This window comes from Sphingosinithalassobacter sp. LHW66-3, assembly GCF_050703275.1.
Taxonomy (GTDB): domain Bacteria; phylum Pseudomonadota; class Alphaproteobacteria; order Sphingomonadales; family Sphingomonadaceae; genus Sphingomonas.
The window spans coordinates 1,089,062-1,107,098 of sequence record NZ_CP193482.1 but is presented as its reverse complement, the minus strand read 5'-3'; the positions used below and the strand labels follow the sequence as shown (position 1 = coordinate 1,107,098).

16 protein-coding genes are annotated in these 18,037 nt (G+C 60.8%); 7 read left to right on the top strand and 9 right to left on the bottom strand.

Annotation, left to right across the window (positions count from 1 at the left end):
• Genes ACQ450_RS05120 through ACQ450_RS05095 form a run of 6 tightly spaced genes read right to left on the bottom strand, consistent with a single transcriptional unit; the run spans window position 1 to window position 4,217 of the window.
• On the bottom strand, window positions 1–891 hold the full coding sequence (locus ACQ450_RS05120; RefSeq protein ID WP_431470767.1) for a DsbC family protein: 891 nt from the start codon (window positions 889–891) through the stop codon (window positions 1–3).
• Window positions 888–2,222: a TrbI/VirB10 family protein gene (locus ACQ450_RS05115; RefSeq protein WP_431470766.1), complete on the bottom strand. Its 1,335-nt coding sequence runs from the start codon at window positions 2,220–2,222 to the stop codon at window positions 888–890. Before ACQ450_RS05115 ends, ACQ450_RS05120 begins: the two co-directional genes overlap by 4 nt.
• The gene (locus ACQ450_RS05110) at window positions 2,219–2,974 is read right to left on the bottom strand and encodes a type-F conjugative transfer system secretin TraK (protein WP_431470765.1); all 756 of its coding nucleotides are present in this window, start codon (window positions 2,972–2,974) and stop codon (window positions 2,219–2,221) included. The genes ACQ450_RS05115 and ACQ450_RS05110 overlap by 4 nt, the downstream gene beginning before the upstream one ends.
• Window positions 2,974–3,546 (bottom strand): type IV conjugative transfer system protein TraE, encoded by a 573-nt coding sequence (locus ACQ450_RS05105; RefSeq protein ID WP_431470764.1) that lies wholly within the window; start codon window positions 3,544–3,546, stop codon window positions 2,974–2,976. The genes ACQ450_RS05110 and ACQ450_RS05105 overlap by 1 nt, the downstream gene beginning before the upstream one ends.
• Window positions 3,547–3,558: 12 nt before the next feature.
• Window positions 3,559–3,846 carry a type IV conjugative transfer system protein TraL gene (traL, locus tag ACQ450_RS05100; RefSeq protein ID WP_007013892.1) on the bottom strand — a complete coding sequence of 96 codons (288 nt, stop codon included), beginning with the start codon at window positions 3,844–3,846 and terminating at the stop codon, window positions 3,559–3,561.
• Between the two features lie 26 nt (window positions 3,847–3,872).
• Entirely contained in the window at window positions 3,873–4,217 is a 345-nt protein-coding gene (locus tag ACQ450_RS05095) for a TrbC/VirB2 family protein (RefSeq protein WP_431470763.1), read from the bottom strand.
• Window positions 4,218–4,565: 348 nt separating this feature from the next.
• Between ACQ450_RS05095 and ACQ450_RS05090 the strand changes: the two genes are divergently transcribed.
• Genes ACQ450_RS05090 through ACQ450_RS05080 form a run of 3 tightly spaced genes read left to right on the top strand, consistent with a single transcriptional unit; the run spans window position 4,566 to window position 6,070 of the window.
• Window positions 4,566–5,027 carry a transcriptional regulator gene (locus ACQ450_RS05090; protein WP_431470762.1) on the top strand — a complete coding sequence of 154 codons (462 nt, stop codon included), beginning with the start codon at window positions 4,566–4,568 and terminating at the stop codon, window positions 5,025–5,027.
• Between the two features lie 49 nt (window positions 5,028–5,076).
• Window positions 5,077–5,340 carry an AlpA family transcriptional regulator gene (locus tag ACQ450_RS05085; protein WP_205440799.1) on the top strand — a complete coding sequence of 88 codons (264 nt, stop codon included), beginning with the start codon at window positions 5,077–5,079 and terminating at the stop codon, window positions 5,338–5,340.
• A 37-nt stretch (window positions 5,341–5,377) separates the two neighbouring features.
• Window positions 5,378–6,070, top strand: coding sequence for a hypothetical protein (locus ACQ450_RS05080; protein WP_431470761.1), 693 nt, complete (start codon window positions 5,378–5,380; stop codon window positions 6,068–6,070).
• 27 nt (window positions 6,071–6,097) lie between these two features.
• Here ACQ450_RS05080 and ACQ450_RS05075 read toward each other — a convergent pair whose 3' ends face one another.
• Window positions 6,098–7,210, bottom strand: coding sequence for a hypothetical protein (locus ACQ450_RS05075; protein ID WP_431470760.1), 1,113 nt, complete (start codon window positions 7,208–7,210; stop codon window positions 6,098–6,100).
• The gene (locus tag ACQ450_RS05070) at window positions 7,207–7,932 is read right to left on the bottom strand and encodes a hypothetical protein (protein ID WP_431470759.1); all 726 of its coding nucleotides are present in this window, start codon (window positions 7,930–7,932) and stop codon (window positions 7,207–7,209) included. Before ACQ450_RS05070 ends, ACQ450_RS05075 begins: the two co-directional genes overlap by 4 nt.
• Before the next feature lie 84 nt (window positions 7,933–8,016).
• On the opposite strand from ACQ450_RS05070, the gene ACQ450_RS05065 reads away from it, so the two are divergent.
• Window positions 8,017–8,745 carry a hypothetical protein gene (locus tag ACQ450_RS05065; protein ID WP_431470758.1) on the top strand — a complete coding sequence of 243 codons (729 nt, stop codon included), beginning with the start codon at window positions 8,017–8,019 and terminating at the stop codon, window positions 8,743–8,745.
• A gap of 126 nt (window positions 8,746–8,871) precedes the next feature.
• On the opposite strand, the gene ACQ450_RS05060 is transcribed toward ACQ450_RS05065, so the two are convergent.
• Window positions 8,872–10,950, bottom strand: a complete 2,079-nt coding sequence (locus ACQ450_RS05060) for an AAA family ATPase (protein ID WP_431470757.1) — start codon at window positions 10,948–10,950, stop codon at window positions 8,872–8,874.
• 105 nt (window positions 10,951–11,055) lie between these two features.
• Here ACQ450_RS05060 and ACQ450_RS05055 point away from each other — a divergent pair, with 105 nt between their 5' ends.
• The 3 genes from ACQ450_RS05055 to ACQ450_RS05045 are packed head-to-tail and all read left to right on the top strand — an operon-like array spanning window position 11,056 to window position 18,026.
• The gene (locus ACQ450_RS05055; protein WP_431470756.1) at window positions 11,056–12,048 is read left to right on the top strand and encodes a helix-turn-helix transcriptional regulator; all 993 of its coding nucleotides are present in this window, start codon (window positions 11,056–11,058) and stop codon (window positions 12,046–12,048) included.
• A 58-nt stretch (window positions 12,049–12,106) separates the two neighbouring features.
• Window positions 12,107–14,821, top strand: a complete 2,715-nt coding sequence (locus ACQ450_RS05050; protein WP_431470755.1) for a PD-(D/E)XK nuclease family protein — start codon at window positions 12,107–12,109, stop codon at window positions 14,819–14,821.
• Window positions 14,814–18,026: a UvrD-helicase domain-containing protein gene (locus ACQ450_RS05045; protein WP_431470754.1), complete on the top strand. Its 3,213-nt coding sequence runs from the start codon at window positions 14,814–14,816 to the stop codon at window positions 18,024–18,026. Before ACQ450_RS05050 ends, ACQ450_RS05045 begins: the two co-directional genes overlap by 8 nt.
• Window positions 18,027–18,037: the final 11 nt, after the last annotated feature.

Below are 18,037 nucleotides of genomic sequence, written 5' to 3'. Positions count from 1 at the left end.
TTATCCTTTCTTGGCCGGAGCGGGCGCGGCCGCTTTGGCGGGCGTGAGGAATTCGCGGAGCACCGAAGCGGGGCGATAGCCTTCGAGGATCGCGCCGTCGGATGGGCGCACGATGACCGGCGTTCCGTTGAAGCCTTGGCGCTTGGCAAAGGCTTCGTTGGCATCGAGCCCGCTCGTGTCGCAGGGTTTCGGATTGGCGAGCGCGAGACCCGAATAGGCCATATGCAGGGACACCTCGGGGCGCGGCGAGCACAGCACCCGTTCGGCATCGCGGCGACTGTCGGCCCCGAAGATTGAAATGGGCCGCTCCTCGACACGGGCGCCGATCGCCTTCAGTTCGGCTTCGAGCTTCTTGCAGTAGCCGCAGTGGAAATCGGAGAAGACGACGACCTTGGGGCCGTTGGCTGGTCCCCAGGTGATCGCGCCGTTTGCGGGCAGGCCAGCGAGCGATACCTTCTGCGGGGTGGCGCGCGGGGCAGGCTGGCTTTCTTCGTTGGCATTGCTCCGCCGTGCAGCACCAGCAGCCAGCAAGTCCGGGTTGAGTGCGAGGAGACGGGCTGCCGTCAGGTCTTGCCGCGCCTCCATGTCGTAGATGCGCCCGATCACCAGATATTTGGCCGCGCGATCGACATAGAACAGCGTCGATTTCGAGGCGACTTCGCACAGGCCGCCAAGGCCATTGCAGGTGATGGCGTCGATCGGCGTCTTCGGCAGACGGAGCTTGAGCGCGGCGCGCACCTTGGCCGTATCAGGCTCCTGGGCCGGGGAAGCGAGGCTGGCCACGCCCCAGCCCGTCGCGGCGGACAGTGCGATGACGGCGGCGGCGGACGCCACCGGTCGCAGCCAGCGCCGCAGTTTGCTCGGGGTTGGGTTGTTTGCGGCGGGGGTCATTGGGAGTTCCTCACATAGACGCCGTCGAGAAAGACGATTTCGACATCGATGCCGGTCGGCATCTCGACGACGGGTTGGTATTGTTCGGCGCGCTCGATCAGATATTTGCTGACCGTATCGGCCGCGTCCGCAGCGCCCTGGCCGAGCCCGCCGCCGAGAATGTCGCCGGCCGAAAGCTTCGAGCGGGTGCCGTCGGCATTGGTCGTGACACCGGAAAAGACGCTGTTGGCGTTCGCCGAAAAGCCGCGCCCGAAACCGCCCACGATCCCGGCAAGCAGGGCCTGGCTCACAAGGCTGCCCTCGCGGCTGACGACACGCCCACGCACCCCGGATTTTCCGGCAAAGCTGATGAAGCCTTTGACCTCGCTCACCGCGACGCGCCCGCCGGGCTGATCGCAGGTCATCCGGGCCAGCTTCACATAGACTTTCTCCGAAGAGAGATCGCCGCGCGCCGCGCCATTGACGATGCAGCCCTGGATGCGGGTGGTCAGTACCTTGCCGTTCTGCATGACCGAACGCGCTGGCCCCGTGATGCGCAGGACAACCGGAAGCGGATCGGTCTGGCTCGCGACACCGGCCGATGCATCGACGCCAACGATGACGCGCGCCGAGGCATAGGAATTGGGCGGCAGATAATCCGGTGAATCCTCGATCACGACCGGCGGGGTTTCGGGACGCGCAAACCTTGGTCCGTTTGCCCCGGCTTTGTCCGACGTGAAGCTCATGAGCCTCACTTCGCCTGGCCCGGGCATTGCAGCTTCACCGGCCCCCGCCGACGCACCGCCGAGCGTTGACGGGGCCGTCCGGCCGCGCGCGTCATAGCCGCCCGCTTGCGGGCCATAGGCCGGCGGCGGCACGCTCGGGGGAGCCGAGGTGCTCTGGCTGGCAAGGCGCGTCTTCAGATCCGCGTTCTCGGCGGAGATCGCATCGATCGCGGCCTGGCCGTCAACGCGCATGGCTTGGTTCTCGGCCTTGAGGGCGGCGAGCTGGGCTTCGATTTCCTCGCGCGGGAGGCTCGCGTCCTTCATCGCCTTCTGCTCGCGGGTCACGGCATCGAGACGATTGCCGTAGGTCGCGACGAATTCGCGCTGCGAAAGGTCACGATTGATGAGCCCGGCCGTGTCGATGGTCTGGGCGGCGGTGGGATCGTCGCTCTTCGCGCCGTCGTCGCCTCCCAGGATGAACCAGCTGCCGCCGACAAGCGCGAGCGCGCCCAAGGAGCCAAGCAGGAGCTTCTGCCGCCGCGCGGTCTTGGCGTTTAGGCTGGTGACTGGCGAAGGCGATGCGGGATCGGCTTGAACCGGGGTAGAGGGGGCGGCTGTGTCGCTCATTGACCGATCTCCCCGTTCGTGCCGACGATGAAGGCGACCGTGCTCTCTCCCGATTGGAGAGTTGGCTGGGCGATTGAGATGGCAAGGGTCCCGGACGACGCGAGATCCGCTTCGGCAAGCGTCAGCGGTTTGCGGCCACGGTTCGCCAGGCGGATGACCTTTCCGGCGAGCGCGCTGCCGCGGTAATCGGCGATGAGCTGAATCTCGAGATCGCCGACCCGTGTCGGAAGTGCCGAGGATTGCCGGACTTCAAAACCTTCGACCGTGCGGTCATTGGCCATGGCCTGGATGAGGCGTACTGCGCTCGTCTCCAGCGGCGTTTCGCTTTCCCAGCCTGCCGCCTTGTTGGTCGCGATCGCCGGGTTGGTGATGAAGACCTGGACTGCCGGGACAGGCTCGACCAGGCAGGAGACCTTGTAGACGAAGCCCTTCTTGGTCGTGGCGAAGAAGCTGATCGACCGGGCCGCAAAGGTCTCGGGCACCGACACATAGATGTCGCCGCGCAGCGGCTCGTTGGTGACCGCAAAATCGTTGTAGGGCGTGCCGGTCGAAATCTTCGAAACGCTGGCAAACTGGTCGTCGACGAGCGAAAAGCGCGTCAGTTCGCGGGCCGAAACGGCGCATTCGATGCTCGCTCCGTCAGCAGCCTGTTTGAACTGGTCGGCGGCCTGAGCGCCGCTCCCGGAAAATGCGAGAATGGTGCTGGCGCAAAGAGCCAGGCTCCACGCGCGCGTCTTGCGTCGGTAAGCCATCACTGGGCCTCCTTGGTTAGGTCTTTGGGTGGCAACTGGCTGAAGCCTGACAGCGCGAGACGCAGGCCCCGGTAGGTCCAGTTGAAGCGGAAACGGCGTTCGTCGCTCGCGATGACCTGGGCGCCGACAAAGGTCTTGAGCGTGCCGGTCACATCGGAGGTCAGCCCCTTGGGATCGACGGTCATCGACCGGATAACGAAGGCCTGGGTGACGTCCGAGCCACGCTGTTCCTCGACGATCCGGACGAGATCGGCCTTGAGGCGACCGTAGCTTGCCGGATCGGCGAGCTTCAGAATTTCGTCCATCCAGTAGTCGAGGCCCTCGGGGCTGCGATTGAGCAAGACGAGCGCGGCATCGCGGGTCACGAGTTCGAGATAGTCGGCCTCGACCCCCGCGCTGCTGACGATGAGCTGCTTGGGGAGCGTCGGCAGGAGCACGACTTCGCGGTCGCGGGTGGCAGCAAGGCTGACGGCGACGACGAGCGCAATGCCAAGCCCGGCGCTGGTGAGCGCGAAGAGGTTGCGCTGGCGCAGCAGCGACTGCTGACGCTCGTGTGAAATGTCGGCAAACATGGATATCTCCCCTCAACCGGCAAGCAGGCGGCAGTGGGAAGGCGGCGTCGATTTCAGGCCCAGCAATCCGGCCGGCAAATACCAATAGGCGGCATGGGCTACCCAGGAGCTGGCGCGTCCTGCTTTTGCCTTTCGCAGCGCGAACCAGGCGCCGAAGGCAACGATGATGCCGATAAAGATATGCTGGCTGAGGATCCCCCAGGTGAAGGGGATGAGCATCCCGGCGAACTCGTCGATGGTCCAGAAGCCGATGAGCTCCGGATCGTCGAGCCGACGCGGAATGATATATGGGTCTGCCATGGCGACGCGCCTTCCCGTCCGATGCGTCAGATGACCGCGGTGACGACCGAGGTGACGATCGGAACACCCGTGCCGACGCCGATGCCGACACCGACCGGAACAGCGACCTGTCCGAGCGAGAACCGGCCCGAAGCAAGACCGATGAGGCCGCCTGCGAGGCTGAGGACGGTGATGATCTTGCCGCCCGAGCCTTCGAGGAAATCGGTGAATTTCGTGAGGGCAGGGGTGAAGGTCGTGTCGGCGCCCGCGTAGGCCGCGCTGGCGGCGAGGGCTGCGATTGCAAGCGGTACCGTGAAGGTCAGGACGCGCCCGAACTTCGAAGAGTGCTGATCAATGGCGCCGCAACGCCGGGAAAGGGTGAGAGACTGCATATGGAGCTCCATCTGGAGGGGTGAACCCAGCGTTCTTTCGTTCGCTGTGTGTTCCACATGCATCTAGGAAATCGATGTAGGAAAGTCGGAACGTCTGTCGAGCTGATGCGGCGGACGGATATGGACGCATCGAATGGATGGTGTCGGTGATAATACGCGGAAACAGCGGTTTATCTGGTAATAAACGTCGACGAATCCCGACGCGCATGGCGGTGATTGTCGGCGACTCGGGTCTAGGGGATGATTCGCCTATAAACGAGATGTTCCTTAAATGTTCTTTTCATTTTCCTACATGGATCACGCGCGATATGGCTACGACTCAGTTCCTAATCGTTGGAGTTTTTGTCGATGCACCAGCCTGCGCCATTCCGAGGCGAAGCCAACGCCAGCCTCGCGCACATTCTTGCCCATGCAATCGAGTCGTCTGACAAGCCCAAGCACCAGATTGCCCGGGAAGTCGGGATCCACCGCGAGACCCTTCTTCGTGTGATGCGCGGCGATCGGCCGATCGGGCTTGATGAAGCCGCGCGGGTATTGGACGTGTGCGGAGCGTTTCCCCGCGCCAGCATGATCCTCGCCTTGGCAGGTCAAGAGGATCTCGCCTGCGAATGGATGCGCAGCGAAATGGGGGAGTTCCTTGAGGACTTCTTCACGGCCTTACCAGGCCAGCTCGAACGCACGCTTGGGCGACGCGTCGAAGATTTGCGGCCCCGGTGGGCGAACGGCACTTCGCAGCTCGTCGCCCGCATGCTCGCCAGGCACATCGATGATTTTGCCAATCGCGACATTTCGATGGCGCTGCCGCGCTGATCCAATTCACCTCGGAGGGGACCGAGAAATTGACCCGACAGGAACGAACATGAATGCACATCCCCAACCTGCCGAGGACGGCGCAAACGCAGAACATGCAACGCCATCTGGCCCCCCGCCGGCCAGGCTTTTGCGGCTGCCTGAAGTCATCGACCGTGTCGGTCTGCGTCGTTCGGCTATCTATCAGCGGATGAGCGAAGGGCGCTTTCCGAAATCCCGCTCGCTCGGGCCCAAATGCACGGTGTGGGTCGAGGAGGAAATCGACGCGTGGATCAGATCAATTGCGAACAAGCCGCATCGAGGCGCTCCGTAAACTATCGCGAAAGAAATCATCGCGCTAAGCTCTGCCCATGATTTATCGATATCCGGCAGGCAATCCTCTCCATCCCGAAGCATTGAAAGAGAAGCAGCGCGCGCTTCGCGACGGCTTTTCAACACCGTTGACGCTTCGCGTGCATCGCGCGCTTTCCTGGCTTCGCCGTGCCGAAGCAGAAGAGGAAGACCAGGACGTTCGTTTCATCCTGCTCTGGATCGGTTTCAATGCTGCCTACGCCGGCGACGTGGAAGCCTCCGCCAGCAATTCAGCACCGGAAGGCGAGCGCGGGCTGTTTCAGTCGTTTTTCTCGACATTGGTGAAGTTCGATGCGCGTCACCGTGTCTACGATGCCGTCTGGCAGCGGTTCAGTCAGGAGATCCGCCTCCTTCTGGACAATCGCTATGTCTACCACCCCTTCTGGCAGCATCAGAACGGTGTTTCAGGTTACGAGGACTGGGAGCACAAACTCGAGCGCGGTCGCATAGCCATCAATCATGCCTTGCGCGAACACGATACGGTGCGGATCCTGTCGATCCTGTTCGATCGACTCTACGTCCTGCGAAATCAGCTGGTGCACGGCGGCGCGACCTGGAACAGCGATGTCAACCGCGACCAGGTGAGGGACGGAGCGTCGCTCCTTGGCTGCCTTCTACCGATCTTCGTCGATCTGATGATGGACAACCCGCAGCATGAATGGCCGATGCCGAACTATCCGGTGGTGGACTGAGCCTACACGCTGCAATTGCGGCCGAATTCACTCCGCAGCTTTCAGGAGTAGAATCGGCTCATTCTGCTCCTCTCGCGCTGCCTTCAACCACTCTCGCGGAGTAACGCCGTCGTGCTTAAGTTGGGCAAGCGGCGCCGCGCGGGTAGCAGCGATTGCTTCGCGCTGGCGCCAGCGCTGAGCGATAGGTGCCGCTTCGTCAACAGCAGCGGCGAGGGCGCCTGCCCATTCCAGCGAAGCCCGGTCGATGGAAGATGGAATTCGTGCCATCACCAGATCGGCCTTACCTACGGTTCCGGTCAACCCCTCGATCTGGCGAGCATTCTCACTTGCCGCCGAGCTTGCTGCCTCGCTTTCGTTGCAGGCCATTAGACAGGCAACCCGCAGGCCTCCAGCTAGTGCGAGTGCATCGATAATGGGATCCGCCAGATCAAATTCGGGCGGCATGGCGAAGAGCAATTCCCGCGCGCGTCCCTCAAACCTGTCCTGATGCGGCCGCGTCGCCTGTGCGACGTCAAGCCAGACCTGGGTAGCGCGCTCCTGGTTCGACATTAGCCAGGCTTCCTCAAACAGCTTGACCTGAGATCGCAATGCCGAGAATTCGCTGGCCAGCTGGTCCTGTCGAATGCGTTCCACCGCAGCGAGTATCCGGTCTGTACTTTCTGTAAGCGCAGCCAGAGTTTGCTCTACCCGCGACAGGCGTGCATTCATGATCCCGAACCCGACCAGCGATACACCTATTCCCGTTGCGCTGAGCGCCAAATTGGCAACACCGAGGTTTTCCAGCGTCTGCATGCCACTTGCTAGCGCGTCGACCTTACTTTCGACCCTTTTCACTCCGCGGCGGATAATCTCATTCTGGACATTCCCGCCGAGCGAGCTTGCCAACTGTGTGCTAGCGACCGCAGCTCCGGCGATCGGGTTGCCTGTCGTCATGCTCGTTTTGGCGAATGTGCTGCCAGCTCCCGACACAGACTCAAGTAAAGCTCCGGCGGCTCCGGTCTCCTGAAGATATGAATGAATCTTGCCCTTGAGCGGGCCAGCAACATGGCGGACGACGGAACCTACGATCCTGAGCTTCCCGGCCTTGATCCCCGTTGCTGCATCGAGTGATGCGATGAACAGTCCTCCGACATCGCTCATAGGGCCATGCTCCGCGCCTCGTTGCCTACGCTTTCCACCACTGCAATGAGTTGTCCCATCAGTGGGAGTGGATCGCCTGCTGGAGCCATCCACGCCGTCTCGATCCGTGCCTGTGCGGAACGGCGGAGACGATCATGGAGACCCGCGCCGCTCTGCAATTTCTGACTCGCAGCCTCGCTTGCCTCCCCGACCACTGAAAGCGCCCAGCTGCCCCATTCCTTCGCACTCTTCACCAGATCTTGATTGGAGATGGTCTCCATCATTGTGGCTAGTCTGCCGGTGGAGGTTGCGACGGATTCCTTAGGTGCATCCACTTTGGGTTGAACTTCGACCTCAGGTTCAAGCGATGGCATTTGGAGCATGGTCAGGCTTTCCAGCAGCGCATCTGCGAGCGCGTTGTATCCGGGGTCGATCGTACGCAACTGTTCAGCAGCGCCCTCGATCAGCTTCTCAAGCTCGCTGACGATCATCTCGCGCATTACAACGTCGACCCTTTCGCGTGTAAAACTGGCAGGATCCCAGAGCGTCTCAACGATGCCGGCTTCGGCAAGGCGCTCTTCCACCCCGCGCTTGGCTTCTATTCCAGCACGATTGACGATGCCCCAGATGGCCATGATCAGGTCGTCGCGCCACGACAGGGTAGCCTGGCGTCTTTCCAGCAAATCGAGATCCATCAATTCCCCCTTCTCAAGGGCTAGATTGCGGAAATGTTTGCTGAACACCAATCAAAATTCGCTGGATCACTGCCGGTGCGACCACTTTTGACGTAAGAGCAATTGAATGTCGTATGGAAGGGATACCGTGCGATGATAAGTGTTGCGAGCTTTTGCTTACTTGCAGTTGTACTTGCGCTTGCCGTTTGGCTCGCGATCGCTTTGCTGGAACTCATTGTAAGAGCGGTGCTGACCGTTGGGATGGCGTTTTCTTTCGCCATCGCTATTGGGATTTTTTCCTCGTCAGACGCCGATAGCGGTGTCGCATGCGGTATATTGGCCTTTGGCCTCGCTCTTGCCCCGTGCTTCTACGTCGTAAGCCGGGTGCGTGCCGCGCAATCCGCACGAAAAACCAAGCAAAGCCAGGCGGGCTCATCACGTTCCAGAGTTTCGTTGCCCAACGAGTACGTCGAGCCCGTATCAACCTTTGCGGAAAAGGCTCTTAGCAAAGCGTGGGACGAAGCGATGCGTCTCGCACCATGTGAAGAACTGGCGGTGGCTCGCGAGGCCTGCGCTCAATTTATGGCTGTTAGCGAAAAAGAGGGCTCATGTGATTTGAATTTGATCGGCTTTTCCGTATTCGTCCGCCGCCATGTTCCTGAACTCGTTAAGGAAACGGGCGAATTGCTTGAGCTGGTGGAAAAATCCGAGCGCGTGACAGCGATTGAACGTCTGACCGCCGACCTGATTACGGTAGGAAAGGGAGCGCGTGACCGGCTCGATGCGATTTCCCAGCGTTTGCGCGATAAGCTTGCAGCGCGTCGGCAGCGGGTGGCTTCCGAATTAGGGAATGGGTGGGAGCCGTTCCAATCGAATCCATAGCGTGGGTTACGGTGCAGATCTGGGGTTAGGTCTGTTGATCGCGATGCAATCTGGCAGCCTCCTAAGCATGCGCATCCCATGTCAAATTCAGGTTTATCTCCGTCGCAGTTATTCTGCGTCCGTTCTTCATGCTGCCCATTGTTCCTTAGCTTTCATCCGCGCGGATCCTTCATCCATTTTCGGAACGTGAAAACCCATGATGCCCCGGCTGTGATCACCGCGCGCATCAATTTCCTCGCGTAGCCAGCGCAGCAGAACAGCCGGCTCGCGCTCTGCCAGCAAGCGAGCACGGTGCGCGACGACGGCAAAGTCACCCGGTGTTTGTCCCTCATGGACTGGCCACTCCGCCGGCCAGACCTGGCCAAAGTGTGCCTGAAAGAGCTTGCGGGCCTGGTCGGTCGTCATCGACCTGAAGGTGGCGCGCATGGTGAAGCGCCGCTGCGTCGCCGCATCCAGCTTGTCGGCGAGGTTCGTCGTTGCGACGAACGGTGTCCGCAAATGTTCGAGTTGCACGAGCATCTCGTTAACCTGGCTCACTTCCCAGCTCCTCTGTCCCGCTTCGCGCCTGTAGAGGAAACTGTCTGCTTCATCGATGAGCAGCATGGCGCCGCGTTCCGCGGCCCTTGCGAATGCCTCGGCGATGTTCTGCTCGGTCTCGCCGACAAATGGGCTCATCAGGTCCGAGCACCGTCGCTCTTCGATTTCGATGCCCATGACCTCGGCGAGATGCCTTGCGAACGCAGACTTCCCCGTCCCGGATGGACCTGACAGCAGCAGGCTCCAACCACGGTCCGGCGAATTTGCCAGCTGCTCTGAAAGTCGAGCAAGATCGGTGTCCGCTCGCGACAACTGCGGGTCATAGACGGAACTTCCAGGACTATCGGGTGCGCAAGACTGACCGAGAATGCGCATCACGCTGTGAATGGCAGTCTTCGCAACATCGGCTCCACCGCTGGCGAGCTGAGCCGCCTTCAAGCCTGACGCGACGACTGCTGGCGGCGCTTTCAAGCTCGCAATATCGCGCAGCTCTGTTGGGCTTAGCGAAACCGATGCAGCTTCTGCCGATCTCTTTACGACACGCTCGCGCACAGAGAAGCGCGGTCGGTCGAAACCAATGGCAAGGGTCATCCGCCGCAAGATTGCCGGGTCAAGCCGAGAACGCTGATTGACGATCCAGATCGTAGTCACTTGCGGGTTTTCGACCAGGCGATTAATCCACTGCTTCGAGCTGCCTTTGCGTTCGCTCATCATGAGCACGTCATCCGCTTCATCGACAACAATGACGCGATTCCGGCGATGTCGGCACATCGCGCGCAGCACCATCAGATGATCAAGGCGTTCGGAGCGATCGGGTTCATTGCCGAAGTCGTCGGCAAGACCTGCGAAGATAGCGCCGCTCCCGGCTTCCGCGGCGAGCGTGCGAGCAAATTCGGTTTTTCCCGTGCCCGGCTCGCCAAACAGCAGAATGCTGACCGGCTCCTTGGTGGCCAGAACCTTGAGTGCCACGCCGCGCAGCGGATCAATGTGCTCAAAATCGTCCCAGAGCAATGTGCCTGCTTCCGGGTCGGGCATGAGCCAGCGCAGCATCTCTTCTTGTGTCTCGGCATTCACGCGGATCAGGCGCTTGAGCAGCGGACTCAGACTATACTCACCATCACGATCGTCATGCAGCAGCCGACAGGAAAAGAGCGGAGCGCCAGGCATCAACTTCTGCTCTACGAGGTTGCTTTCCAGTCCGGAGAGACGCGCGACCACGGTCGGAGTGAGGTTGCTGCAGGAGAAGGGGGCTCGGCGCACAAGGTCGCGCCAGCATTCCAGCTTTCCCCAGCGGGCAAAGATAGTGAGGATCGTGATTTCGGTATCGTCGAGACCAAACAGCTCTCCGACCCAGCCAAAGATGCAGTCAAGGTCGGTAGTTTCAGGACGCTTGAGCGCCAATTGCCTTGCGACCGTTCGCATCTCCGTCGAAGATGGCCTCTCGCGATTGGCCACCTTGCGCAAGGCATCAACCGGCACTTCCTGCTCGATCAGTTCGATCAGGTCTTCGCCGCAGCGCTTCAGCTGATGAGAAGTCAATGCGCGCAGTACTCTCGCCGCAGCGTTTGCAAAGTGCGCTACTTCGCCCTTTGAGTGCGGTCCGAATTCGGTTTGTGCAGTCAGACGACGTCCCATTTCCTTCGCGATCTCCCTGAGTGCCGGTTTCATTCCCGGTCATAAACCACATCGATGCGACAAAAATGGTCGTAAAAAGTGTGGATCGATGTCGAACTCACTTGCTCTTGCCGATCAGGCAGTTAGCAATGGCCACTGATGACCAAGCGCCTCAGTAATCTCGACCGCACATTGAAGCTTGTGCACGCGCTTACGCAGAGCATCGAAGGTCTGACTCTCGACGAAATGGCAGCGTTGCTTGAAGTCAACCGGCGAACGGTTGAACGTATGCGCAACGTCATTCTGCTTCATTTCGATCTCGAAGAAACGATCGACGGTCGAATCAAGCGATTTCGGATCAAAGACAGCCCGGGACGAGCCTATGCGAGGCCGAGTTCGTCCGAGGTTGCCGCGCTTCAGTCCGTGGTGGAAGCGGGGCGCCGCGAAGGCACCGCCAACACCGAAGCGCTCGAGAAATTGCTCTCCAAGATCAAGATTGCCTTTGACAGCGCCGAGAGGCGTCGGCTGGACAATGATCTTGACCTGCTCACCCGCCTCCAACGCTCGCGTGTCGCAGCGGGGCCTGCCGTCATTGCCTCGCCCGAAGATCTGACGACGATCCAGTCTGCTATTCTCGCATCCCATTGTGTCGACTTCGATTATCAACCCGACTGGGCGGACGAGCCCTCTTGGCGCAGGGTTGTTCCCTATGGCCTGATCCATGGACCGATCACCTACCTCGTAGGCAAGATGCCTGACCGGGACGATCCGCCTTTCACCTTCCGCCTGGACCGGATGAGCAACGTCCGGGACAGCGGGATTGTCGGATGTCCTCCCGAGGATTGGGATCTCGATGCATGGATGGCTCGCAGCTTCGGCATCTGGCACGAGGCAGGTCACGAGATCGTTCTGAGAGTGCTGGCCCCGGCGGTCGATCGGGCGCGGGCTTGGCGCTTCCATCCGCATCAACAGTTTGAAGAAGATGGCGACGAACTGATCGTTCGTTTCCAATCAGGCGGCTTGTTCGAGCTCGCCAATCACTTGTTTGGATGGGCCGGCGAACTGGTGATTGAAGGCCCTGACGCACTCAAGGACATGATGGAAAAGCGCCTGGCTGACGCGCAGACAATGCTGCGACCAGATTTGTCGTAATTCACTGGCAAGGGTGTGGAATGGCGTCGTAGGGCGACTTTTGAGGGGGTAATTTTGAATGTTTGAGAACTGCCATCTTCGGATCGGCGAAGCGCCCTTTACGAGCTGCATGCCCCTCAGTGCGCAGCTTCTGGGGAGCCTTTATGCCTTGCCTCAGTCCACCGAGAAGCCGCTGCGCGAGGCCCTTGATACCTTGGGTGACAGCGTCCCTTGGGCGGTAAGCTTCGCGGTAGCACCTGAGCAGACGACCGGCGCCGTGGGGGCGATGCTCCGCCACATCATGATGGCAACGCGTGATCTCGAACCGACATCGGTTATGATTGATGCGCTACCGGGCGAGGGCAGGGCCCGCCTTCATTTGGATGCCCTGCGCAATCTGTGGATCGGAAGCGATGCCCTCGTTCCGTCCGATCTTGCGACGCTCAAGGCGTTCCTTGCTTGTGAGGCAAGCGACGCTCTGCAGCAGTTCCAGGTCGTCTGGGATCGAGACAGTGGTCACCTGACCCCGCTGGAACGTGCGATCCTCGAGCACATCGAAAGCCATCATGGCCAGCTGAACGCGGACGATAATGACGTCGTCCGTCTGATTTCTGACCGGAAGCTCGCGCGGGCACCCGGAACATGTCTGGCAGGCCACGTACAACGCCATCTTCTGGATCCGGATGTCCCGGTCATGTCGCTCGACGACAGCCTGGCCATACTGTCCGTCCGAGACTCCCTGACCGAGTGCGAGGCCGCGGCGGCCATCGTGCAGCGATGGCTGGCTGATGATGCAAGTCTCGCAGCCAGCGACATCGGCATCATCGTCCCGCAGGGTGCGGAATATGGCCATTATCTGGCAGAGACCTTCGCCCACGCTGGCTTGGTTGCCTCATCGCTTCCTGGGGTTGGTCAGCGGAGGAATATTGGCGGTGAGGCTCTTCTGCATTTCCTTCAATGCCGACGTCGGCCAGCTCCGGCCATGGCGCTCGCATCGCTTTACTGTTCACCAGTCCTGTGCTGGCCCGAAGAAGTGGGAACGGCCTTGGCGGCAGCCGTTATGGGTGGCGACTTTCAGCCAAGAGAGGCTCGTGACTTTGTAGGCAGGCAGGCATCTCTCTTCGCCCTGATCCGCTCGGCATCGCCTTCGACCAACGGGCAACTCAAGGAACAGATTCGATCTTTCCAGAGGCTGCTCAACGACAACGAGGCACTCGCTGAGGATGTCGCTGAAGCGAAGCAACAGGCATCGCGTCTGATCGCAGCCCTTGGCAATGCCAACGACGCCGCAGAAGCGGAACTGGAGAAAGCCATCCAGATGGCAGCGGCCTACCAGGCTGCGCCACCGGCGAGAGGAGCTTACTTCCTCGGTGGCATTTCGGTGATGATGGCTCACGAAACACCCAAGCGGTCGTTTCGCAAGCTTCTCGTCCTGGGCTTCAATGACGGCGCCTATCCATCACCGCCCACGGGCAATCCGTTTTTCCTCGACAGCGAAGTTGCATCGATTGCCGAAGATTGCGGCATCCAGCTGCCATCGCAGGCGCAGCAACTCACTGCCGCGCTGGAGCTCTTCACCCGCCAGATCGGTGCAGCGAGAGAGCAGGTTATCCTCATCCTGTCAGAGCGTGATCGCAGCGGTAGCTCGCTTTCGGTGTCGTCGAGCCTGCCGCTGATCTCGCGGCTTGTGGAAGGGATTGAGGACCCAGAGGATCTGATCGTGCCTTTGAGCCATAGCGAGGGGACGATCTGGGACAGGCTGGTGGGATGGAAGCCCCGACCAGTGATCGAACCGGCGATGATGCCGGAGGTGCCGCCTCATTATGCCTTCGACTTCAATCTTCTGGGGCTGCGCCAGAAGGAAGACGGCAGTGCGCGAGCGCAGAGCCCGAGCCGGCTCGAAAAGCTTCTGGTCAGTCCCCTGGCATGGCTCCTCGCTGAGCTGGGCGCCGAACATGTTTCCTGGCAGCCCGAGGCGCTTGACGTCATGCTTCGCGGATCCCTGGCGCACGAGGTTTTCGAGCGCCTGTTCGTGCCGGGTAAGGCGCATCCGTCCAACGAGGAGATCGAAACCAAGGTCCCCGACATCCTGCTCGATCGCATTCGCGCACTGGCGCCGTTTCTCCAGACATCGGCATGGGCGGTTGAGCGCAACACGCTTGAGGCAGAAATCACCAAGTCCGCGAAGCATTGGTCGTTGGTCCTCAAATCTCTGGCTGCCGAGATCGTGGGCAATGAGTTCTGGCTGTCGGGAGAGCTGTTCGGTCATCCGGTGCACGGCAAGGCCGATTGCTTGTTGCGGCTTCCCGATGGGCAGCCGGTCGTCGTGGATTACAAGAAGAGCAGTTCCGGCACGCGGCGCCAGCGCCTCCAGAAGGGATGGGATCTACAGGTCGATCTCTACCGGCGCATGAGCGTTAGGCTCGACGAGCGCAGCAACGACGGCGTTGCTCGCATTGCCGAGGTATTGAGCGGGTGGTCGGAGCTCCCGGCAGTCGCCTATCACACGCTCAACGACGGGAATGTCTTGCTCAACGGGATTGATGAGTTCGATAGCGTTGAGGTCGAACTTGTTGCGGGCGATATTGCCGAGCATGCGCTGGCGCTCATTTCGGCGCGGTTCGATGCCCTCAAGGCAGGACGCCTCGATACCAACACTACAGCCGATGAGAAGTTCTTCCAGCGCTCCGCCGCGCTCGGCACCTATGCGCTGGAAGACAGTCCGTTGATCACCGCTTTCATGCGCGATGAGATCAACCCCTCGGTGGCGCTTACGGACAATGAAGATGACTGAGCTTTCGATCGTTCCAGCCGGTGCAGGGGCTGGCAAGACCCATCACATCCAGGAAACCCTCACTCAGTGGGTACGCGACGGCAAAGTTCGGCCAGAGCGGATACTGGCCGTCACTTTCACGGAGGCCGCGGCTGGGGAACTTCGTCAGAGGATACGTGGAGCACTGATTGCTGACGGCAATCTGCAAGCGGCTTTGGCCGTTGAACGAGCCTATGTTTCTACGATCCATGGCCTTGGACGCCGACTGCTGATTGAACATGCCTTTGCGGCAGGCTCTTCGCCGCAGCAACGTCTCATCGCCGAGGACGAGCAGGACCTGCTCATCCGCCGTTCGATCGAGGAAAACCAGGCGCTAAGCGAGCTTTCCCGTAACCTCGGGGCCTATGGCTACCGGGGTAGCTTCACCTCGGACGACACGGCGGAAGACAGCTTCCGCAAGACGTTGCTCGGCGTGATTGCACTCCTGCGAACGCTTGGGTCGCGGGGAAGCGACCCGGCGATGGCCGACTTTGTCGAGTCCTCGATCAGGCAAGGATATCGCCAACCGGTCGGGGTGCCAGAGACCTTGGCGGCAGGCTTGAAAAAGGCCGTCGACGCACTGCTTCTCGCCTTTCCGCGATCGCTGGCGGACGACGCTGGAAGTGCCGCGGCCAAGACGGCGTTTCGGGATAATTTCCGCGCCTTGAAGCAAGCCGAACAACTCCTCTCGACCGGCGGGAAGGACTGGAAGCTCTGGCAGCGGCTGCGTGATCTCCGCCAGTCCAAGCGCGGTAGTCCGACGCCTGATGGTTACGATGACCTGGCCGCCGCAGTCATGGCGGCGGCCGACACACTGGTCTATCATCCGGGTCCGCTCGAAGATGCGGTTTCTCATGCGCGCGCACTCGTGAAAGGCGCCCAATCGGCCATGACCGACTATGAGACCCGCAAGCGGGAACTCGGCGTGATCGATTTCAGCGACATGGTCACCAACGCCGCGCGGATCCTCGATGACAAGCCCGGCGTGCTTGCCGCGATCATGGACGAGGTAGACTGCGTCATTGTCGACGAGTTCCAGGACACCAACCCGATCCAGTTCACGTTCCTGTGGGCCCTGGCGCGGCAAGCGAAGCGCTCGCTCGTCGTCGGAGATACCAAGCAGGCCATCATGGGCTTTCAAGGCGCCGACCCACGGCTGACCGTCGCGCTCACGAAGCAGTTCGAAACCAGCCCGCTCAACCGGAACTGGCGTTCCGATCCGCGGATCATGGATTTCGTCAACGCGCTCGGCCCTTGCCTTTTTGGCGATGACTACACTTCGCTCACCGCGCAAAATCCCACCGGGCATGATACCGCGCTTGAAGTCATAGAGCTGGCTAACAAGCGCGGCGCGCGCTCGGGCGGGAAGCCCCAGCATTTTGTCGCGGATCGCCTTCTCTCCCTGTTGTCCGACGATCAGGTGACGATCGTCGACAGGCATACGAAGAATTTGCGACCGCTGGAGCCCAGAGACATCGCGGTCCTGTGCCCAACCCATAGCCACTGCGCGAACTATGCCAGCGCGCTGCGATCACTCGGCCTGCCGGTTCGTGTAGCGGAAGGTGGCTGGTGGCAGAGCAAGATCGTCCAAGCCGCGTGCTTTGCCCTGCGGTTCGCCGTCGATCCTGCGGACAGCCATGCCGCGATCTGTACGGCCACGCTTGGTCCTGGGGCGACAGCGCTTCCGGATGCGATCAGGGCGCTTGCCCAGGAAGGGCGGATCGACACGCCTGAATTGATTGCGCTGCAGAAACTTTGGCCCGACTCGCTTGCGACACCGGTTGATCGTCTGGTTCACCAAGTCATCGAAGTCGCGGGGCTTCGCGGCTGGTGCGACAGGCTCGATGAACCGGGCCAGATGAGAGCAGACCTGCTCCGGTTTGAAGCGGAAGCCGCAGCATTCATGGATGCCCACCGAGATATGCGCGAAGCGTCCGGTTTCTATGGACAGAGCGCCAACGTTTTCCTCGGATGGCTTGAGAACAAGGTCGGTCTCAAAGGCGAAGATCTGCGGCCGAATCCTTCAGGCAGTGAAGCCGACGGCGTCGAGATCGTCACCTGGCACGCATCCAAGGGACGTGAATGGCCAATCGTCGTTGTCTGCGGGCTCGACCACAAACTCGACCCTCGTGCCGGGACGTTCAGCACCAAGTTTCCGGGGTTCGACGACCTCGATCATGTGATCGAGGAAGCAACGCTCGCCTACGCTCCCGAGTTTGCCGCGCCTGAAGCGACCGATCGCTTTCTCCATGAACTCCATCCGGAGTCCGAAGAAACAGCGAGGCGGTTGCTTTACGTGGCCCTGACCCGTGCGCGGGATCGCCTGATTATCGAATGGCCGCAGGACGATGAGAAGGTTGATCCGCCTTTGCCGATAACCGGCCGCCGCCTTCTGCACGACGTCTGTGGCATCAGGTTTCAGGGTAACCAGATCAGCGTCGGCGCCGAAGAATTTCCTGCGCGTATGACGATCTGCAGCAAGGAGTTGCCGGCCTCGTTCGAGGCTGAGAGCAAGGTTCATATCGACGCGTCCGACCGCGAGCTGCGATTTGCACTTGAGCGGCGCCCAATCGACGCCATGACAGCTGTGGTAAGCCCTTCGCAGGCAATCGTGACATCACGGCCGCTTCCTCCGCAAATCGAGACGCGCGCGATCGCTCCAGGTATCAAGCTTGCTGGACCTGATCTCCTCCAGGCGACCGATAAGGGCACGGCGATTCATGAGGCGCTGCGCATTCTCCTGTGCCGCCCTGATCAACGCCATAAGGTTCACGAGCATTGCCGCGTGCTCGATGCCGAGGTCGAATTTCTATCGCAGCAGGCAGATGCCCTGCGAAAGGCTCTCGCGGACCTTGGCTATCCGCGACTACATGTCGAGCAACCGATAGAAGTTCGCCTCTTAGATGGTGGGAGTCAGAGCATCATCCTGGATCTCATCGCTGAAGGCTCGGACGGCTTCCTGGTCGTCGATCACAAGAGTGGGCCGGTCTCAGACCATGCGCTGCGCTTCGAACGCTACTGGCCTCAGCTGGCAGCCTACATCGATGCCGTCGATGAAAGGGGAGGTAAGGCTGTGCGCGCCGCTGCCGTGTTCTGGACCGAGACTGGCGAGTTGACATTAGGACAAGTGTTGTGTGGCACTAACGAACGCAGCAATCTTACTACGCCTGACTGGGGGATGCGATGAGCGTCCAGTGG